The sequence below is a fragment of the Streptomyces sp. NPDC030991 genome (assembly GCF_055571235.1).
Window position 1 is genome coordinate 57,410 of the sequence record NZ_JBVIFR010000002.1, and the last position, 19,111, is coordinate 76,520.

A 19,111-nucleotide genomic window follows, 5' to 3' on the forward strand; every position below is an offset into this window, starting at 1 on the left:
CCGGCATGGTGCGGGAGCGGCCTGCGGTGCATGGGTCAGTGGCGGCCATGCGCGCCGGTGTCACCGTCACCGGTCAGTCCGTTCGTCTCCACGCGGTTGTCGACCTGCTCGATCTTCTCGAGGTTGTGGTCCCTGGTGCTCTCCATCAGCCGGACCTGGCTGACCGTGGCGTCCGTGATGCCGACCAGCGCGTCGCGGATGGCGAGCATGGTGTCCTTGGCGGTCTGCCGCTCCTTCTGCTCCTGCGGCTTGGCCTTCTCGGCGAAGTCGTCACCCGAGCCGGGCCAGCCGACGGTGGGGGCGAGTTCGTCCAGGAACTCCTCGGTCATGCTCTTGGCCAGCGCGCCGATCTCCTCCAACTGCCCGGCCAGGGCCTCGATGCGCTGCGGGTCGACGTAGTAGCGCTGTCCCATCCGTCAGTCCTCCCCGTCCTCACCGAGCGCGTCCCGCCAGCCGGGCGTCGCCGCGGTGTCACGTGCCGTGGCCGGTCCGTCGTCCTCGCGCAGCACCTCGGGGCCGAAGATCCGCTCCCAGTCCAGCTCGAAGCCCTTCAGCTCCGGTACGTCGCTGCTCGGCTCGGTGAAGGGCGCCATCGCCTTCATGACGTGCCGGTTCATCTTCGTACGGGCCGCTCCCGCCGCCTCCAGGACGCTGGCGGCCAGCTCCTGGGGGGACATGTCGCGGTACTTGTTCTCCAGGAACTCGATCCCGGTCAACTCGCCCTGCGGGCCCACCGTGGCACGGACCGCGCGGTCGGAGGAGAGCACCGCGAACGACGCCTGGCGCAGCTCGCGCTCGGTGCGCGCGACCGCCTCCTGCGCCTCCTGGAGTTCGGCCATCGCCTTCGCCAGTCGCTTCTCCAGCGGTTCCGTCACGCCCGCTCCGCCTCTCCGCGCCATTGGATCAACTGCCTTCTTGATCTTGCCTGGTGAGAGCGGTTCCGTGGAAGTGGGGAACGGGTGGGATGCGTCTCTCCGGTAGGGCCCGTCTCTCCGTCGGGGCCCGTCTCTCCGCCAGGGCCCGTCTCTCCGCCAGGGCCGCAGGGGCGGTGGCGGGCCCGCGCCGTGGTCACCGGCCGATGACGGCCGGGGTGCCGCCCTCCTCGGTACCCCACACGTCCGCGTCCCCCTCCAGGTAGTCGGCGGAACTGGTGGTCCCCCGGACGCCGCCCGGTTCCGTCTCCCGCGCGGAGTGGTCGCCGCCGGTGGTCGCCACCCGGGAGGGCGGTGAGAGGAAGGTGTCGCTGTCCTCCTGGCGGTTCCAGGGGCTGCGCCGACGGCGGTTGCGGCGCTCGCTCTCCTCCACCGCGTCGACCAGGACCGCGCGGACCCGCTCGCCGTTGCCCTTCTCGCCGCCCCCGCCCATGCCGCCGGCGCCACCCATGGGCATGCCGGGGCTGCCGGGCGTCCCCGGGGTTCCGGGAGTGCCGGCCGCCGCGGCGGAAGCCGGTGCGGCGGCGCCTCCGGCGGCGCTGTCCGACAGCGGGGCGACGCCGGTCCCGGCGGATCCAGTGAACCCGGTGGACCCGTTGATCCCGGTGGACCCGGCGGCGGTCGCACCGACGCCCGCGTCACCCGGGTATCCGGCGCCGGAGCCCGCGACGTCCGGGGCACCGCCGTTCGCACCGCTGCCGAGGCCGAGATCGGAGAGCGACACGTCCCGGCTGGTGGTGCCACCGCCGGTCCCGTCCGAACCGCCCAGGCCGTCGAGCAGGCCGGAGCCGTTGCCGTCGGTCGAGTCGAGGCCGTCGAGCAGGCCCGAACTGTCGTTGCCGGACGAGTTGAGGGCTCCCAGATCCACCGTCTCGGTGTGGCCCTGCGGATCGGTGAGGTTCGCCACCCCGGTGTCCGGGTCGATGATCTGGGTGCTGCCGTCCGGGAAGGTGGTGCTCAGCCGGCCGTTGTCGAGCATGGTCGAGGAACCGTCCGGATTGGTCACCGCCGCGCCATGGGTGAGATCGGTGATCGTGGTGCTGCCGTCCGGGTGGGTGGTGGTGAGCTGCCCGTTGCCCGGGTCGAACGCGGCGGTGCTGCCGTCCTGGTACGTGGTGGTGAAGTCGCCACCGGAGAGCGCGGTGTGACCGCCCGTCGGGGTCTGCAGTCCGGACTGGTCGCCGTTCAGGTTCCCGAGGTCGCCCAGGTCGAGCGATTGGGTGGGCACGTCCTGGCCGAGGTTGCCCAGGTCGCTCAGGTCCCCCGGATCGTTCTGCTGGCTCTGCCCGTTCAGCCCGTTCAGCCCGTCGAGGGTGCCCAGGTCGGACGTGGTCGTGGTGCCGTCCGGGTGGGTGGTGGCCGCCTGGCCGCTCGTGGGATCGACACTCTGCACCGTCCCGTCCGGGAACGTGGTCGTCAGCTTCCCGTCCTGGCCGAGCGAGGTCACCGACCCGTCCGGATTCGTCACCTCGGCACCGCTGCCCAGATCGGTGGTCGTCGTCGAACCGTCCGGGTGCGTGGTGGTCAGCGTCCCGCTGTCGGGGTGGAACGTGCTGCTGCCGCCGTCCGGGAAGTCGGTCGTCAGGTCACCGGTACCGTTCAGCTGGGTGCTGCCGCCGGTCGGGGTGTCGAGCACGCTGTCACCGCCGGGGCCGCCGTTCAGCCCGTCGAGGGTGCCCAGGTCGGACGTGGTCGTGGTGCCGTCCGGGTGGGTGGTGGCCGCCTGACCGCTCGTGGGATCGACACTCTGCACCGTCCCGTCCGGGAACGTGGTCGTCAGCTTCCCGTCCTGGCCGAGCGAGGTCACCGACCCGTCCGGATTCGTCACCTCGGCACCGCTGCCCAGATCGGTGGTCGTCGTCGAACCGTCCGGGTGCGTGGTGGTCAGCGTCCCGCTGTCGGGGTCGAAGGCGGTACTGCTGCCGTCCGCGAAGCCGGTGGTGACCTTGCCGTCGCCGAGCCGGGTACTGCCGCCGGTCGAGCTCTTGAGCGACGTACTGGGACCGCTGCCGAGCCCGCCGAGGGTGCCCAGGTCCTGCGTGATCGGCGGCACGGTGACGGGCTGTTGGCTCCCGTCGCCACCGGAGCTGTTCAGGCCGTCGCCGCCGAGGCTCTGGGTCACAGCATCGTTCGCACCGCTCTGACCACCCGAGTTCAGCAGATCGTCGAGGCCGAGGCTTTGGGTCGCAGGGTTGTTCCCGCCGCCCTGGCCACCCGAGTTCAGCAGATCGTCGAGGCCGAGGCTCTGGGTCGCAGGGTTGTTCCCGCCGCCCTGGCCACCCGAGTTCAGCAGATCGTCGAGATCGAGGCTCTGGGTAGCCGGGTTGTTCGCGCCGTCCGGGTTGCCCCCGCCATTCTGGCCGCCGCCCGGGTTCAGCAGGTCATCGAGGTTGAGACTCGTGGTGTCGCCCCCGCCCGGACTGTCGCCGCCGCCCTTGCCGAGGCTGTCCTTCAGGGCGTTGGCCTCATCCGCGGCCGCCTTGGCCGCGGCGGCGGCCGCATCCCCGTTCGCCTTCGCCGAGTCCTCCGCTGCCTTCTTCGCGGCCGCGGCCGCGTCCGCGTTCGCCTTCGCCGAGTCCTCGGCCGCCTTCTTCGCGGCATTGGCGGCGTCCTCGTTCGCCTTCGCCGCGTCCGCTGCCGCCGCGGCGGCAGCCGCGTTCGCCTTGTCGAGCTCGTCGTTCGCGTCCTGCGTCGTCTTGTCCGTGTAGTCCGACGCGGCCGTGCTGGTCGTCTTCGGCTTGGGCACGTTGTCCGTGAAGTCGTCGCCGAGGTCCAGGAAGTGGTTGTTCAGTTTGGACTGCACCTGGGCCGCGGCGTTGCGCAGATACATGTCGAGGCCCTGGTTCCAGGTCTTGACGGCCTTGTCACCGACCTTGGCCCAGCTCGCCATGTCGGTGAGGTCGCCGTAGTCCGGGTGAGTCTGGCTGAAGCCCTCCTGCGGCTGGTGGGTGATGACGTACGAGTAGGCACTGGAGGTCGACTGGATGTGCGTCTTGCCGACGTTCTCCCTGTCCACCCATTGGGCGAGGTCGTCCAGGACGTAGCGCAGCACCTGATGCGGGTCGTAGTACGGGGACTGGGCCCAGTCCAGCCACGCTTCGAGCAGCGTTCTGGCGGAGTCCTCCAGGTACTTGCGGCCCAGGGACAGAGCGCGCGAGTACACCGTCTGTCCGGTGCCGGTCTCGCTGCCCTCCCCCGCGGTCGAGTTGAAGGTCTCGACGTAGTTGTCGTAGTTCTCGCGGATCTTCTTCAGCAGATCGCGGAAGACGTTGGCCGCCTCGCCCTTCCAGCTCGCGTCGTCCCCGCCGAAGCGGTCCTCCCAGCCCTTCAGCACCGGCGCCTGGTCCTTGAAGAACTTGGCGGCGTAGTCGAAGGAACGCCCGGCGGCGTCGAAGGAGTCCAGGTCCACCACGTCGGTGTCGGGGACGCCCAGGCCGCTGAACCGGGCGTCCGCCGTGCTGCCGTCGAGCAGGGCCATGAGCGCCGCCCGCGGCCCGTTCATGTACCGGGCGAGCGCGACGGTGCTCATCTTGTCCTTGTTGTAGTCCGTGAAATCGGCGCCTCCCCGGACCGACGCGTCGTTCACGTTGTCGGCGTCGGGAGAGGCGAAGAGGATCTCGTCGCCGGATTTCACGGTGCCCTCGAAGACGATCCGGGCCTGCTTGATCGAGTACTTGTCACCTCGGTCGAAGAACCAGATGTCGTAGTCCTCGCCCGCGTTCATCCCCAGGCCGGAGTCCTTGGTGAGCAGGCTGAGGCCGCGCTCCTGGATGTCCATCCGGAAGAGCTTGCCGCCCTTGTCGGAGCGGAGCGTGTCGAAGAGGGTGGCGCGGTCCGGCACCTTGTAGCCAGTGATGTGGGTGACCAGAGTGGCCCAGATATCGGTCGTGTGGTCCGCGGTACCGCCGAACGCCTCGGCGAACTTGACGTAACCCTCGGAATTCTCGTCGTACCCCTTGGCCACCGGGCACCCTTTCTGGTCGGTTTTCGTCCGGGCCGGCGAGCCGCGTCCTCGTGCGGGTGTGCGGCCGGATGTTTCTCACTCGGGCGCGCCGGGCGGCCCAGGCCCCTACCGGAACGCGCGGTACGGGCTCAGGAGTCGTCGTCGTCCTTGTCGCCTGTGCCGCCGGTGCCGCCGGTGCCGCCGGTGCCGCCCGCGGTGAGTGTGTCGACCTCTTCGAAGCTCTGGAGCAAGGTCTGGGCGTCGATCGCGTCCAGGTTCTTGTCCTTGGTCTTGTTGGCCTCGTCGATGGTGTCGGTGAGCGCCGCCTTCAACTCCTCGAACAGGTCCATCTGGTCACCGAGCAGCGCGTCGATGGCCGTGGCCGCGGTGGTGATGTCCTCGATCAGCGTCGGTCCCGAGACCAGGGGGTCCTTCAGCATCTTGCCGATGCGCAGAAGCTGCTTGTCCTGGTCGAGGTTGTCCGCCGTGTTGTGCCCGTCGAGGAGGTCGCCCAGCGGGCGGGCGTCGGAGGTGCCCTCCTCGCGGTGCCTCTTGGCGGCGGTGTACACCGGGTGCACCTCGTTGTCCCGGAAGTTCTCCATCTGCTTGAGGTCGAAATGCTTGACGTCGGCCTTGTCACCGGCCATGGACGCTCTCCTGCCGCTTGCTGCCGGACGGGACGAGGGTGGGGGCCCGCCCGGGCGGGCCCCGGCCGGATACCGGGGCCCGCTCTCCGGACGGACGAGGGGTTACCGCGCTCGGGCCCTGGGACACACGCCCTAACGGGCCCGCACGTTGCCCCAGTTGTCGGAGCTCCTGCGCTCGTCGCGGGAGTGGTTGTCGTGAATACTCTGGATCAGCTCACCGTTGTCGCCGAGGAGCTTGGCCATGTTCGCGGTCGCCCGGTCCCACTCCGCCTGCACGCCGCGGTACGTCTCCTGGTCCGCGCCCTCCCAGGAGTTGATGAGCGGCTTCAGCTCGTCCTCCAGGTTGTTGAGGGTCGTGATGATGTGCTTGGTCTGCTCCTGCAACTCCTCGATGGCTTGCCGGACCTTGGGGTACTGCACATCGATGATGCCGTCGGCCATGACGTCTCCTCTTCGGTGACCGGGCGCCGGGGCCCCGGAAGTTCACGCGGCCCGGCCTCGCGTCGCGGGGCCGGTGCCACAGCGGGGGTTTCAGCGCAGCGCCTCGAAGACGCCCTGGCTGGTCTTGCTGTTGAGGACCTCGGTGAGGTCCTGGTTCTCCTTCGCCACACGGTTGGCGGAGGTCACGTTCTCCTGGAGCGCGTCGATCATCTTGCTGATCTGCACGACGACCTTCTGCGCCTCGGAGTTCCAGCTGCGGAAGAGCTTCAGCAGGGCCTGTCCCTCGTCGCCGCCGACGCCTGAACGCGCGGCGATCTCGGCGACGTTGTTCTGGGTCTTCTCCACCTGCTGCCGGGCCGACTCCAGGGAGGAGACGCCTCCCAGACCCTTGGCATAGTCCGCTTTCCTAGCGGCGCTGTCGGCCATGTCGCGTTCCCTTCGTTCGGGCAAGTCTCGTCGCACCGTTACCCGCCGAGGCTAAAGAGAAGAAGGGGTTCCGCGCAACGCGTGCAGGGAACATTCCAGGCTCGGCAGGCCCACAAATTGCTTACGTGGCAGCGGAGTTGTCGGCGGGTTTCGGCTGAATGAACACGCGTCCGCCGACCGCTTCGGGACAAGCGGGCGCGGGCCCCCGCCCGTTGTGGCGACACGGGCGGGAAACGGGCACACGGAGAAGGCGAACGGGCAACGGAGGGGACACATTTGCCGCAATGAGTACGCGCCGCCACGGAATCCCGGGTGGTGAAACCCGCCGAAAACTCTGAGCTTTATCTGAGGTTCGCCGCCGCTCCCGAGCGCCACCCGATTCGCCGAACTCGCGTCGGCCCACGTGGATTTCGCCCCGGATTCGCCTCGAATCCGTCCCGGCCCGCCCTTTTCCTTTTCTTCGGCACCTTATGCCCTGGTTGGCATGGTCGGTAGGTGATCAGTGCGCGATGTCGGCTGCGCGCACGATGCCCGCCTTCTCCGCGTCCGCGGCCTTGTCCGTTCCGGCGTCGGCGGCCTCGGCACCGGCCTCGGCATCCGCATCCGCATCCGCCTTGGCGTCGCCGCAGGCCGGAGCCGTGACCTTGGGCTTCGCCGCACCCGAAGCGGCCGCGGTGTCGAGGTCCACGCCGGTCGGCAACGCCGCGAGCAGCGGAGCCGGGACCGCGCCGACGTCGTCCGGCCCGTACCCGAGGGCCGCCAGGGCGTCCTTGGCGGCGACGCGGTACTTCACGCCGTTCTCCGCCACCAGGTAGGTGGTTCCGGCGTGCGCGGCGCCGCTCGCGTTCAGGGCCCTGACCAGGGCGCCGCGTCCCGGCCGCACCACTGTGACGTCGGTCGGCACGCAGGCCGGCCGCAGCGTGGTGCCCTCCGGCGCCGCGACCGGGGCGAGCCGGGCCAGCGGGACCAGCACGGATCTGATCCGGGCGCCGCCGTCGTCGCCGTCCACCTCGGCGCAGAGCGCGGACCCGCGCGGCACCGACTGCGGGACGGGCGGCGCGTCCGGCAGCTCCGCCGACCCGGCGGTGCCCGCGTCCTTCGCCCGGTGCTCGCGCAGCGCGTCCGCGCCGACCGTCCGCGCCTCGGGCGAACGGCCCTGGTAGGCGTCCTTCTGGGTGGCCGGGTCGCCGAGCACCAGGGCGGCGCCGAGGCGGGTCAGCGGCACCAGGCCGTCCTGGCGCAGCAGATGGTACGTGCTGCCGCCGCCGGGCACGCTGACCTTGAACACCTGGCCGACCCGGCTGGGCCCACCGCCGATCTCGGGGCCCTCCCCGCCGCGGCCGGGCACCGGGGGCGGCTTCAGGGCGGGGCCGGACGCCAGCGCGTCGAGGAACGCAGCCGAGACCGGCGCGGGCCGCTGGGAGCCGTAGCCGAGGGCGTTACGGGCGTCGGAGGCGCGGTCCAGCGCCAGCCGGCTGCCCCGCCACACCAGGTACTCGGTGTCGTCCGGGCCGCGTACCAGCAGGGCGTGGTCGCCCGCGACGGCGCGGGAGTCGACCGGCGCCCCGGCCACCATGGTCGTGGCGCCCGGCTTGCGCACCCCGGTCTCCGCCACCGCGCCGGAGGTGTCGGACGACGCCCCGTCCGGGCCGGTGACGCACATGTTCCAGGCCCCGTCGTCGAGTTGGCCGGTCCCGGGCACGGCGTCCGGCGCCCCGGGCAGGCCGACCGCGGAGCCCACCGGCACATCCTCGAGGGAGGCGGTGCGCACGTCCGAGGTCGGCAGGTCGGAGCCGCCGATCAGCCGCGCGGAGGCGTAGTTGCGCACCGGGTGCAGGACGCCGTCGGTGCCGGTCCACAGGTACCGCGCGCCGGTGTCGCGGTTGACCACCAGGTGTTCGCCGTCGCGCCAGCTGTCGTTCCCGCCGGGGCTCAACAGGCCGTAGACGAAGGCTCCGCCGCCGATGAGCACGGTCGCCAGCGCGCCGAAGACGACGCCGCGGGTGGTCCGGCCCAGCGGGCTCTCCGGGGCGTCCGGGTCGGCCGTCAGCAGACCCGAACTGAGCCTGCCCATCATGAACGTATGGGCGTGTACCTGGTCGCGTTTGGACTGCACGGCCTCTCCTGGACTCGTTCTCGATCGGCCGGCGTACCGGCGCGTATCTGTGTGCGGGCGGGCTCAGCCGAAGAGGCCGCGCAGCCAGCCGAACAGCCCCGCCACCCAGAGGGTGAGCGGCACCAGCGCCACCGCGAGGCCGGTGTGCGCCAGCTCCGCCGCCCGGCCCCAGTAGGGCAGCATCCGGCGGCCTGGCACCGTCCAGGCGGCGATCACGAGTGCGGCCGCCGCGGCCAGCAGGACCGCGAAGACCACGGCCCGGCCGTGGCCCTGGCTGTCCACCGCCCACGCGCCGGCGAGCAGCAGCAGCCCCCACACGCCGGGGACGGCCAGGGTCAGCCGCTGTCCGATGTGCACGAGGCCGCGGGAGTGCAGGAGCAGCAGCAGGCTGAGCGCGAGGGAGGTCAGCACCTCGGGCAGGCCGGGGCGGGCGGCGAGGACGACCAGGGCGGGCGCGGCGACGGCGCCGGTGGCGGCGAAGAGCGCAGTGACCCAGCGGCCCGCCAGCAGGGTGCGTTCGGCGACCTCGCCACCGGCGTACGGCTCGATGCCCTCCTGGAGCTGGCCCGCCGATGACGGCAGTGCGGGCATCCGCATCCCGGCCAGCTTGAAGGCGAACGGTGCCACCGCCCCGGCGGCCAGCGCCATCACCGTCGCCACCAGCGCCACGGCGGCCGCGGCGTCGAGGCCCGTGTATCCCATCAGGGCTCCGGCGATCGCGGCCGCCACCGCGACCACGGCGGTGGCCAGGAGGGCCGGGGCGCCGACCGCGGTGGCGGCGAGGGCGAGGACCGCGCCGCCGGCGCCGGCCGCGCCCGCCGCCAGCAGCCGTGCGCCCACCACCTGTGTCGCGTCCGGGCCCGTGATGTCGCCGCCGGGCAGCAGCCAGCCGGCCAGGGCCAGGCAGGGCGCGACGAGCAGGCCGAGCGCGGTGGCGGAGAGCCGGTCGCCGACCGCGCGGCTGGCGGAGCCCGCGCCCGCGAGCAGCAGCAGCCCGGCCACGGTCGCGAAACCCGCCCGCACGGAACCGGAGCCGGCCACCCCGGGCCTGACCACGAGGACGAGGGCGGCCACCACGGTCGCCACCGCCGCGCCCACCAGCAGTCCGCGGGCCGCGCGGGGGCTCCAGGTGTGCAGCCGCCGGCCCGCGGTGTCGGCTATCCCGTCCACCAGGTCGTCGAGCCGGGCCTCGGGCAGCGCCTCGGTGTGCGGGCGCAGATAGAGCACGTCTCCGTCGCGGAGGTCGGCACGGGCGAGGGTGGTCTCCTCGTCGAGCGGGGCGTCACCGAGCCGCTGGAGCACCCAGCCCGCGTGATCGAGCCCGGCTTCCTCGGATTCCTCACCGACGTAACGCAGCAGCGTGGGCAGAAGGTCGGCGACCGGTACGTCGGCGGGTACGGCCAGATCGACGGAAACGCTCGGCGCACGTACGGTCAGGCGGCACAGTGCGGCCACCACGCTGTCGGTCATCGGCTGAACTCTCGTCTTCCGTGGGGGCTTTGCCGGGAGAACTTCCCCGGGGGAGGGGACGTGCGAAGAGTACGGAAGGACCGCGCGGACGAGAACCGGTCGGCCGGGCAGCGGAATTGACCCCGCGGACCCGGCGCCCGCCCCAGCCGCGTGGACAGGTCGCGTTCCGTGAATGCAGACTACTGCCTATGTCCGTCGGCATCTGCTGCGGTCCGGGCTCCTTTGCCCGCTCCGGAGTTGGCGACGGGAAGAGAAGTCGGCCGCCCGCAATCCGCTCGCAGCATTCACCCGGTGTTCATGGTGTCACCCGGAACCCGGAGAATCGGTGTGGTGCGGTCATTTCCACGACCGGGAGCGCCGGTATTCGGTGTGGGCCGAAAGCGAATGAACCGGAGGTTCTGTTCCTTGAGCGTGGTGCTGTTTCGCCGGCCGGCCCGCAGGCGTGGTCCGCAGATGCCGGACGGGCAATTGACCCTCCAGGAGCCACCGGTCCTCGCCGAGACCGTGCCGGACACCTCGGCGGTGTGGACGTATCTGCCGATGGTGCTGATGTCGGTGTCGATGATGCTGATGTTCCTGCGCACCGGTGGCGGCAACGGCGTCTTCATGTATCTGGCGATGGGCGTCATGGTGCTCGCCGCGGCGGCCATGCTGCTGGGCCAGCTGATGCGCCGCTCCGGAGAGCGCAAGCAGCGTCTGAAGGGTGAGCGCCGCGACTACCTCCGCTATCTGGCGCAGATCCGCAAGCGGGTCAGGACCACCATCGTGGAGCAGCAGCGGGCGCTCGCCTGGCGCCATCCGGATCCCGCCTCGCTGCGCTCGCTGGCCCGCACGTCGCGGCTGTGGGAGCGCCGCCCGGCGGACGAGGACTTCGGCGAGGTACGGCTCGCGGTCGGTGAACAGCAGCTCGCCGTCGCCCTGGAGCCGGTCTCCACCCGCCCGGTGGAGGACCTGGAGCCGCTCTGCGCGCACGCCCTGCGCCGCTTCGTCCGCGCCTACTCCACCATCCCCGACCAGCCCCTCGGCCTGTATCTGCGCTCCTCGGCGCGGGTCCTGCTGCGCCCCGAGGAGGCGGCTGAGGGGACGGCCGAGGGGGCTCCCGGCGCTCCGTCGTCCGACGCGGTACGTGCCCTGACGCGTGCCATGCTCGGCCAGCTCGCGGTCTTCCACGCGCCCGAGGAGCTGTGGCTCGCGTTCTGCGTCAGCGACGAGCGGCGGCCCGACTGGGAGTGGACCAAGTGGCTGCCGCACACCCTGCATCCGCAGGAGGAGGACGGCGCGGGGCAGGTGCGCCGGGTCACCGCCGACCTCACCGAGCTGGACGATCTGCTCGGCGCCGAGTTCACCGAGCGCCCCGGCTTCGATCCGGATGCCAGGCCCGGCCGGGACGAGCCGTACACGGTCGTCGTCCTGGACGGCGTCACCGTCCCCGAGGGCCACCGCTGGGAGGGGCCCGGCTACCGCAACGCGCTGGTGATCGACCTCTCCGGGGCGCTGCGCTGGCGGCCCGGCCGCAACACACTGCGGCTGACCGTCGGCCCCGACCGGGTGAGTCTGGTGCGCACCGACCGCAGCCGCAAGGAGCGTTCCGTGCCGCTCGGCCGGCCGGACCGGCTCGGCCCGCTCGGCGCGGAGTCGCTGGCGCGGCTGCTGACCGCCCGGCGGATCAGTCTGGGCACCGATATCGCGCTGCCCCTGGAGACCGACGTCGAGCTGACCACCCTGCTCGGCATACCCGACCTGCACCGGCACGAGCCGCGGACGGTCTTCGAACGGCACACCGGTTCCGGCCGGCTGCGGGTGCCGATCGCGGTCGGCGAGGACGGCCGCCCGATGGAACTCGACATCAAGGAGTCAGCGCAGGGCGGCATGGGCCCGCACGGCATGCTGATCGGCGCCACCGGCTCGGGCAAGAGCGAGCTGCTGCGCACCCTCGTCCTCGGGCTCGCCCTGACCAACTCCTCCGAGACGCTCAACTTCGTCCTGGTCGACTTCAAGGGCGGCGCCACCTTCCTCGGCCTGGAGGAGCTCCCGCACACCGCCGCCGTCATCACCAACCTCGCCGACGAGGTCGCCCTGGTGGAGCGGATGCAGGACGCCCTGCACGGCGAACTCATCCGCCGCCAGGAGCTGTTGCGCGCCGCCGGGAACTACACCTCGGCCCTGGAGTACGAGCGGGCGCGGGCCGGCGGAGCGGACCTCAAGCCGCTGCCGAGCCTGTTCGTGGTGGTCGACGAGTTCAGTGAACTGCTCGCCGCACACCGCGAGTTCATGGACCTGTTCGTGATGATCGGCCGCCTCGGCCGCTCCCTCGGAGTGCATCTGCTGCTCGCCTCGCAGCGCCTGGACGAGGGGCGTATGCACCAGCTGGAGAGCCATCTGTCGTACCGCATCGGTCTGCGGACCTTCTCCGCCATGGAGAGCCGCGGGGTGCTCGGGGTGCCGGACGCCTACGAGTTGCCCGCCCAGCCGGGCAGCGGCTATCTGAAGTCCGGGGTGGAGGCCCTGACCCGGTTCCGTGCCGCGTACTCCTCCGGTACGTACCGGCGTCGTACCGGCGCGGTGGTGCAGGCCCGGGTGGCCAGCCAGGTCGTGCCGTGGACCAACGGCTGGGTGGTGCCCCGGACGCTGGAGGCCGCGCCGGAGCCCGAGCCGGCCGCGCAGGAGAGCGGCGCCGAGGAGACGCTGCTGGAGGTGGCTCTGGAGCGGCTGCGCGACTCGGGTCCGCCCGCGCACCGGGTGTGGCTGCCGCCGCTGGACGAGCCCGCCCCGCTGGACGTGCTGCTGGCCGGGGTCGCCGCCGACCCGGAGCGCGGTCTCACCGCCACCGGCTGGCCCGGGACCGGCCGCCTTCGCGTGCCGGTCGGTCTGGTCGACAAGCCCTTCGAGCAGCGCCGCGACCCGCTGGTCGTCGATCTGTCGGGGGCGGGCGGCCATGTCGCCGTCGCCGGCGGTTCACAGAGCGGCAAGTCCACTTTGACGCGCACGCTGATCGCGGCGCTCGCCCTGACCCACACGCCGGCCGAGGTCCAGTTCTACTGCCTCGACTTCGGTGGCGGTGGCCTGTCGCAGCTGGCCGGTCTCCCCCATGTCGGCGGGGTGGCGGCGCGGCTCAACCCGGAGCGGGTGCACAGGACCGTCGCCGAGGTCATGGCGCTCCTCGCCCGGCGCGAGCAGTTCTTCGTGGACCACACCCTCGACTCGATGCAGTCCTACCGGCGGCGCCGGGCCGCCGGGGAGTTCCGCGATGAACCCTTCGGTGACGTGTTCCTGGTGGTCGACGGCTGGTCCACGGTCCGTCAGGACTACGACGAGCTGATCCCGAAGTTCAACGAGCTCGCCGCCCGCGGCCTCAACTACGGCATCCACCTGGTCGTCACCACCGCCCGCTGGGTGGAGCTGTCGGCACAGGTCCGCGACCAGTCCGCGACCCGGCTCGAACTGCGGATGGGTGATCCGATGGACTCCGAGGTCGACACCCGCAAGGCGCGCTCGGTGCCGCGCAGCGGCGGCCGCGGCATCACCGCCGACAGCAAGATGCACTTCCTGGCGGGTCTGCCGCGGCTGGACGGCAGCGGCTCCCTCGACGACCTCGGCGACGGCGTCGGCCACCTGGTCGGCGAGATCTCCCGGCACTGGAAGGGCGAGCGCGCCCCGCAGGTCCGGATGTTGCCGCACCGGCTGCCGCTGGCCGAACTGCCCGCGCCCGAGGCCACGGAGGGCGGCGGCATGCGGCTGCCGCTCGGCATCGACCAGGACGCGCTGGAACCGGTCTGGCACGACTTCAGCCGTACCCCGCACCTGATCGTGGTCGGCGACACCGAGAGCGGCAAGACCAACCTGCTGCGCCGTGTCACCCAAGGCATCACCGCCCGGTACGCGCCGAACGAGGCGAAGATCATCGTGGTGGACTACCGCCGCACCCTGGTGGACGCCGTCCCCGAGGAGTACCGCATCGGGCACGTGATCTCCCTGGACAACCTCACGGAGACGGTCGAGGGCGCGGCCCGCGCGCTGAAGACCCGGGTCCCCGGCGCGGACATCGCGCCCGGCCGCATGCGCCGGTGCGACTGGTGGACGGGGCCGCGCCTCTTCATCCTGGTCGACGACTACGACATGGTCGCGGGCAACTCCTTCCAGAATCCGTTCGAGCCGCTCTTCCAGCACCTCGCCCTCGGCTTCGAGATGGGCCTGCACCTGGTCGTCGCCCGGAGCGCGATGGGTGCGGGACGTGGTCTGAGCGACGGTCTCGTACGCCGGATGGACGAGGCCAACAACCCGGCCGTGGTGCTCTCCTGCCCGCCCACGGAGGGCCGCCTGTTCGGCAACGCGAAGCCGCTCAACCTGCCGCCGGGCCGTGCTCTGCACATCGCCAGGGGCCGGGCCCGGCTGATGCAGACGGCGCTGGTGGAGGAGGAGCGGGGGCAGGAGGGCTGAGGGCCCGGCGCCCACAAGCGGCGGGGGTCGTTTGGAGGTGGCCCCCGCCGCTTCAGTTCGCGGCCCCGCCGCCGCCCGCCGCGTCCGCCTCCGCCGGGCGCCAGCCCCGCGCGCGGGCCCGGGAGAGGGCGAACCCGGCCCAGAGCGCGGCCAGGACGGCGGCCGAGCCGAGGAGGACGAACAGCGTGGCGCGGCCGGTGGCGCGGTCGGCCGCCGCGGTGTCGCGGACGGTCACGGGGTCGGCGGCGTGTCCGGTGACCGCCGCCGCACCGGAGCCGGCGCCGCCCAGCACGGCCGTGACGGCGGCGTACGGGTCCAGCTGCGGGAGGTCGGCCGGGTACGCGGTGGCGGTCAGGCGGCGCGTGACGGCGTCGGCGGAGTCGTCGGGGCGGGCGGCGCGGACCGCCGCGGCCGCTCCGGCGGCGTAGGCGGCGGCCACCGAGGCACCGCCGCCCAGGTAGTGCCCGGTGCCGCGCGGGCCGCCGGAGACCACTCCCGCGCCGGGAGCGGCCAGGTCGATGCCGTCCGTGGCCAGGGAGCCGTCCGGGCGGGCGCCGCTCGGGAGCATGTCGGCGACCGAGAGGACACCGGGCTCACCGGCCGGCCAGTACGTGCGGGCCGGGATGTCGTCGGCGCCGGACGTGGGCGGGGCAGGGGTGGCAGCGGCGACCACCACCGCACCCGCGTCGCGCGCCTCGGCGACCGCGCGGGTGACGTCCTTGTCGCGGCCCGGCAGCGCCACCGCGACCGCGATGACGTCCGCGTGGGCCTCGGTCGCCTCGCGCAACGCCGTGGCGACCAGGCTGGGGTCCGCCTCGCCGAGTCGGTCGGTGCCGCGCAGCGCCAGGATCTTCGCGTCCGGGGCGACTCCGGCCAGCCGCGGGCCCGCCCCGGCGATCAGTCCGGCGAGGAAGGTGCCGTGCCCCACGCAGTCGTCGGCGGCGGCGCCCGGGGCGGTGACCCGGCCGTCGAGTCCGGCGGCGCCGGGGGCGACACCGGTGTCGATCAGGGCGACGGTCACGCCCGCGCCGGTGCTGTGCCGGTGCACCCGGTCCAGGTCGAGGCGCTGGCGCGACCAGTCCTGCTTCTTGGCCTCCTCGCGGGAGGCGGGGACACAGGTCGGCTGCTCGGCGTCGGGGTCGAGCGCGGAGGGCATGACGGGCAGCGCCTGGCTCCCGCCGCCGTCCGCCGCCGTGCCCGGCGCGTCCGCCCGGGCCGGGGCGACGGCGGGCAGCAGCAGGGCGGCGGTGAGGCCCGCGCCGGACAGCAGGCGGGCGGCCCGGCGGGCGGGCGGCCTCACCTGGCCGCCTTCGGGGCGGCCGCCGCGCTCACGTCGTCGGGTGTCAGGACCCGCAGGTCGTCCAGGGTCGGCGCGGAGAGTGAACTGAGCCGTCCCGCCTGCCGGGTGACCATCGCGTCGACCATCTGCCGGGCCTGGCGCGCGTTGCCGAAGGAGCGGTCGCGGGGCAGCCCGTCGAAGTACTCCTTGAGCAACGGGCCGGTGCCGGGGCCGCATTCGTACCCCATGCTCACGGCCTGGGCGCGCACGATGGTGACCAGCTCCTCGGAGGAGTAGTCGGCGAACGCGATCCGGCGCGGGAAGCGCGAGGCGAGGCCGGGGTTGGAGCCGAGGAAGCGCTCCATCTCGTCGGTGTAGCCGGCGACGATGACGATCACCTCGTCGCGGTGGTCCTCCATCAGCTTCAGCAGGGTGTCCACCGCCTCCTGCCCGAAGTCGGCGCCGCCGCCGCGCGGGGTGAGGGTGTACGCCTCGTCGATGAACAGCACGCCGCCGCGGGCCCGTTCGAAGACCTCGCGGGTGAGCTGGGCGGTGTGGCCGATGTAGCGGCCGACCAGGTCGGCGCGGGCCGCCTCGATGAGCTGGCCGCGCTCCAGGATGCCGAGCCGGCCCAGGATCTCCCCGTAGAGGCGGGCGACGGTGGTCTTGCCGGTGCCGGGCGGGCCGGTGAAGACCAGGTGGTGGCTGAGCGAGGGCACCGGCAGACCGGCGGCGGCGCGGTGGCGGGCGGTGGTGATCAGGTTGACCAGGTCGGCGACGTCGCGCTTCACCTCGGACAGGCCGATCATGTCGCCGAGGCGGGTCAGCGGGTCGTCGTCCGGTACGGCGGTCTCGGTGGCCCGGGTCGCGGCGGTCGCGGAGACGTCCTCGGGCAGCAGCAGCCGCAGATCGTGCTCACCGACCTGGGCCTGCGCGGAGAGCCGGACGGCCTGCCGGTCCACCATCTCCTCGAACACCCCGCGCGCGGCACGGCCGTTGCCGAAGCCGGCGTCGCGGGGCAGTGCCTCGAAGTGCGCGGCGAGCGCCGCCGCGGTGCCCTCCCCCAGTTCGTACTGGTGCTGGGCGCACATGCTCTCCATGATCGCGACCAGGTCGGGCACCGAGTAGTTCTCGAACTCGACGGTCCGTGAGAAGCGGGAGGCGAGGCCCGGGTTGGAGCCGAGGAAGGAGTCCATCTCGCGGGAGTAGCCGGCCGCGACCACGACCACCTCGTCGCGGTGGTCCTCCATCAGCTTCAGCAGGGTGTCCACCGCCTCGCGGCCGAAGTCGGCGCCGCCGTTGCCGCTGTCCGAGGTGAGCGTGTACGCCTCGTCGATGAACAGCACGCCGCCCAGGGCCCGTTGGAAGGTCTCGCTCGTCTTGATCGCGGTGCCGCCGACGACCTGGGCGACCAGGTCGGCGCGGGAGACCTCCACCAGGTGCCCGCTGCGCAGTGAGCCGAGTTCGGCGAGGATCGCCCCGTAGAGGCGGGCGACGGTGGTCTTGCCGGTGCCGGGGGGGCCGGCGAAGATCAGGTGCCGGCTCATCGGCGGGGCCAGCATGCCGAGTTGTTCGCGGCGGCGGGCGAGCTGGGTCAGATTGACCAGGGTGCGCACCTGCTGCTTGACGTTCTCCAGGCCGATGAGCGCGTTGAGGGCGCCGAGCGGGCCGTCCGCGCGGTCCGGCGGCGGCGCGTCGGCGGCGCCGGCGCCGGCCGGGTCGGTGTTCTCGGCGCTGCCGCTGCCCCAGGCGTCCCGCTTGCCGTTGCCGGTGCTGTTCAGGCCGTCCACGGCGAGCCGTTCGCCGGGCGCGGTCTGCACCAGACCCGCGCCCTCGTTCTCCCGGGCCAGGCAGTTGACGAGCGAGACCGGCGCGGTGGATTCGACCCGGAAGCCGTCCTGGGCGCCGCCGGTCGCCTCGCAGCCGCTGAGCGAGGCGAGCGCGCCCTCGCCCAGCAGGAAGCCGTGGCCCTTCGCGGCATGCACCGATGTGCGGTTGGCGGTCAGTTCACCGCCCGCGGCGACGAGCACACCCTCCTCGCCGGATATCTCGACGCGGAAGTCGCGGACCGTGACGTTGCCGCCGTCCTCCACGACCAGGCCGCCCGCGGCGGAGTCGGAGACCCCGCCGCCCGCCAGGTAGAGGGTGCTGCCCAAGGAGACGCGGACACCCGCGCCCTTCGGCCGGACGACCTCGCAGTCCTCTACGCGGCCCCTGGCGTCCTTGGTGGCGGTGATGCCGTCACCGGCGGGTTCCACGAGACGGGCCCTGCGCAGCATCGGGTTGGCGCCGCCGCTCAGCGCGACCGCGGGCGAGCCGCCGATCACTTCCAGGCGGTCGAGCTCCGGTGCCGCGTCCTCCTCCAGGAGCAGTCCGGCGTACTCGCAGTCGCGCACGGTCAGGCCGGTCAGCGCCGGGGAGGCGGCCCCGGCGACGCGCACCGCGGCGCTGCCCGCGCCGTCCACCCAGCAGTCCTCGAAGGTGCCGCGCGCCCGGTCGGTGACGAGGATGCCGTGGCCGCGGGCGCGTGAGACGCGGCAGCGGCGCAGCACCGGGTCGGTGCCCGCGGACAGCGCGATCCCGTGCCCGGAGGCCCCGGTGACGCGGACGTCCTCCAGCGTGGTGCGGCCCGCGCTGCTGAGGTGCACGCCCGTACTGGTGTCGTGCACCACGGTGCGGATCACCGAGAGGGAGCTCTCCCCCTCCAGGGCAAGGGACGGCTTGTCCGTCGAGGAGAGGTCGCAGTCCTCGACGGTGCCGCGGGACTCGCCGTTGGCGAGCAGGCCGTTGCCCCGGGCGTCGCGCACGGTGCAGCCGCGGACGCGCGCCTCGCCCTGCTCCGCGAGGACCAGGCCGCTCGTGCCCAGGTGCTCGAAGGTGCAGGACTCCACGGTGGTGGGGGTGGTCGAAGTGACCACGACGCCCGCGCCCTTGGGGTTGCTCACCCGGCATTCGCGCAGCGCGAGCGAGCCGGTGCCGCCGGCGAGGAGCGCGGTCCAGGCGGCGCCGACGATCTCGCAGCCGTCGAGGGCGGCCTGCCCGCGCCGTACGTCCACGGCCGGTTGTTCGGGGTCGCCGCCGCGCAGGGTCAGCTCGGTGAGCAGCACGGCGTCGGCGCGCAGCGCGAGCACGCTGCCCGAGCGCGGCCGGATCTCCACCGTCCCCCGCCCCTCGGCGGCGGTGAGGGTGACCCGGGTGTGGACCACCAGATTCTCCGCGTACGTCCCCGGGCGGACGCTGATGAGCGCGCCGGTTCGGGCGGCGGCGAGTGCCTCACCGATGGTCCGGTAGCGGTCCTGGTCCCCTGGACCGACCGTCAGTACCTGGCGCGACACGCACCAACCTCCTTGCCACGGCTGCGTCTTCGGCGGGAGCGCCCCGCTTCACCGGGGCGCGTGTCGGCGAGCCGACGATCACATC

At 72.8% G+C, this 19,111-nt stretch carries 11 protein-coding genes; 1 reads left to right on the top strand and 10 read right to left on the bottom strand.

What is annotated here, in order from left to right; translation table 11 throughout:
• Positions 1 to 35: 35 nt before the first annotated feature.
• The 8 genes from ACZ45E_RS03905 to eccD form a co-directional block, all read right to left on the bottom strand.
• On the bottom strand, positions 36 to 413 hold the full coding sequence (locus ACZ45E_RS03905; RefSeq protein ID WP_468216164.1) for a hypothetical protein: 378 nt from the start codon (positions 411 to 413) through the stop codon (positions 36 to 38).
• A gap of 3 nt (positions 414 to 416) precedes the next feature.
• The gene (locus ACZ45E_RS03910; protein ID WP_468216167.1) at positions 417 to 875 is read right to left on the bottom strand and encodes a YbaB/EbfC family nucleoid-associated protein; all 459 of its coding nucleotides are present in this window, start codon (positions 873 to 875) and stop codon (positions 417 to 419) included.
• 193 nt (positions 876 to 1,068) lie between these two features.
• Positions 1,069 to 4,896 (bottom strand): AAWKG family protein, encoded by a 3,828-nt coding sequence (locus tag ACZ45E_RS03915; RefSeq protein WP_468216169.1) that lies wholly within the window; start codon positions 4,894 to 4,896, stop codon positions 1,069 to 1,071.
• A 128-nt stretch (positions 4,897 to 5,024) separates the two neighbouring features.
• On the bottom strand, positions 5,025 to 5,522 hold the full coding sequence (locus ACZ45E_RS03920) for a type VII secretion system-associated protein (RefSeq protein ID WP_468216171.1): 498 nt from the start codon (positions 5,520 to 5,522) through the stop codon (positions 5,025 to 5,027).
• Positions 5,523 to 5,654: 132 nt separating this feature from the next.
• Complete coding sequence (locus ACZ45E_RS03925; protein ID WP_468216174.1) at positions 5,655 to 5,963, bottom strand: WXG100 family type VII secretion target; 309 nt, start codon at positions 5,961 to 5,963, stop codon at positions 5,655 to 5,657.
• Positions 5,964 to 6,053: 90 nt separating this feature from the next.
• The gene (locus ACZ45E_RS03930) at positions 6,054 to 6,389 is read right to left on the bottom strand and encodes a hypothetical protein (protein WP_468216176.1); all 336 of its coding nucleotides are present in this window, start codon (positions 6,387 to 6,389) and stop codon (positions 6,054 to 6,056) included.
• Between the two features lie 499 nt (positions 6,390 to 6,888).
• Positions 6,889 to 8,505: a type VII secretion protein EccB gene (eccB, locus tag ACZ45E_RS03935; protein ID WP_468216179.1), complete on the bottom strand. Its 1,617-nt coding sequence runs from the start codon at positions 8,503 to 8,505 to the stop codon at positions 6,889 to 6,891.
• A gap of 63 nt (positions 8,506 to 8,568) precedes the next feature.
• A complete protein-coding gene (gene eccD, locus ACZ45E_RS03940; RefSeq protein ID WP_468216182.1) occupies positions 8,569 to 9,975 on the bottom strand; it encodes a type VII secretion integral membrane protein EccD in 1,407 nt (468 codons plus the stop codon).
• Between the two features lie 405 nt (positions 9,976 to 10,380).
• Here eccD and eccCa point away from each other — a divergent pair, with 405 nt between their 5' ends.
• Positions 10,381 to 14,412, top strand: a complete 4,032-nt coding sequence (gene eccCa, locus ACZ45E_RS03945; RefSeq protein ID WP_468216185.1) for a type VII secretion protein EccCa — start codon at positions 10,381 to 10,383, stop codon at positions 14,410 to 14,412.
• Positions 14,413 to 14,464: 52 nt separating this feature from the next.
• Here eccCa and ACZ45E_RS03950 read toward each other — a convergent pair whose 3' ends face one another.
• The gene (locus ACZ45E_RS03950) at positions 14,465 to 15,712 is read right to left on the bottom strand and encodes a S8 family serine peptidase (RefSeq protein WP_468216187.1); all 1,248 of its coding nucleotides are present in this window, start codon (positions 15,710 to 15,712) and stop codon (positions 14,465 to 14,467) included.
• Complete coding sequence (locus ACZ45E_RS03955; protein ID WP_468216190.1) at positions 15,709 to 19,026, bottom strand: right-handed parallel beta-helix repeat-containing protein; 3,318 nt, start codon at positions 19,024 to 19,026, stop codon at positions 15,709 to 15,711. The genes ACZ45E_RS03950 and ACZ45E_RS03955 overlap by 4 nt, the downstream gene beginning before the upstream one ends.
• Positions 19,027 to 19,111: the final 85 nt, after the last annotated feature.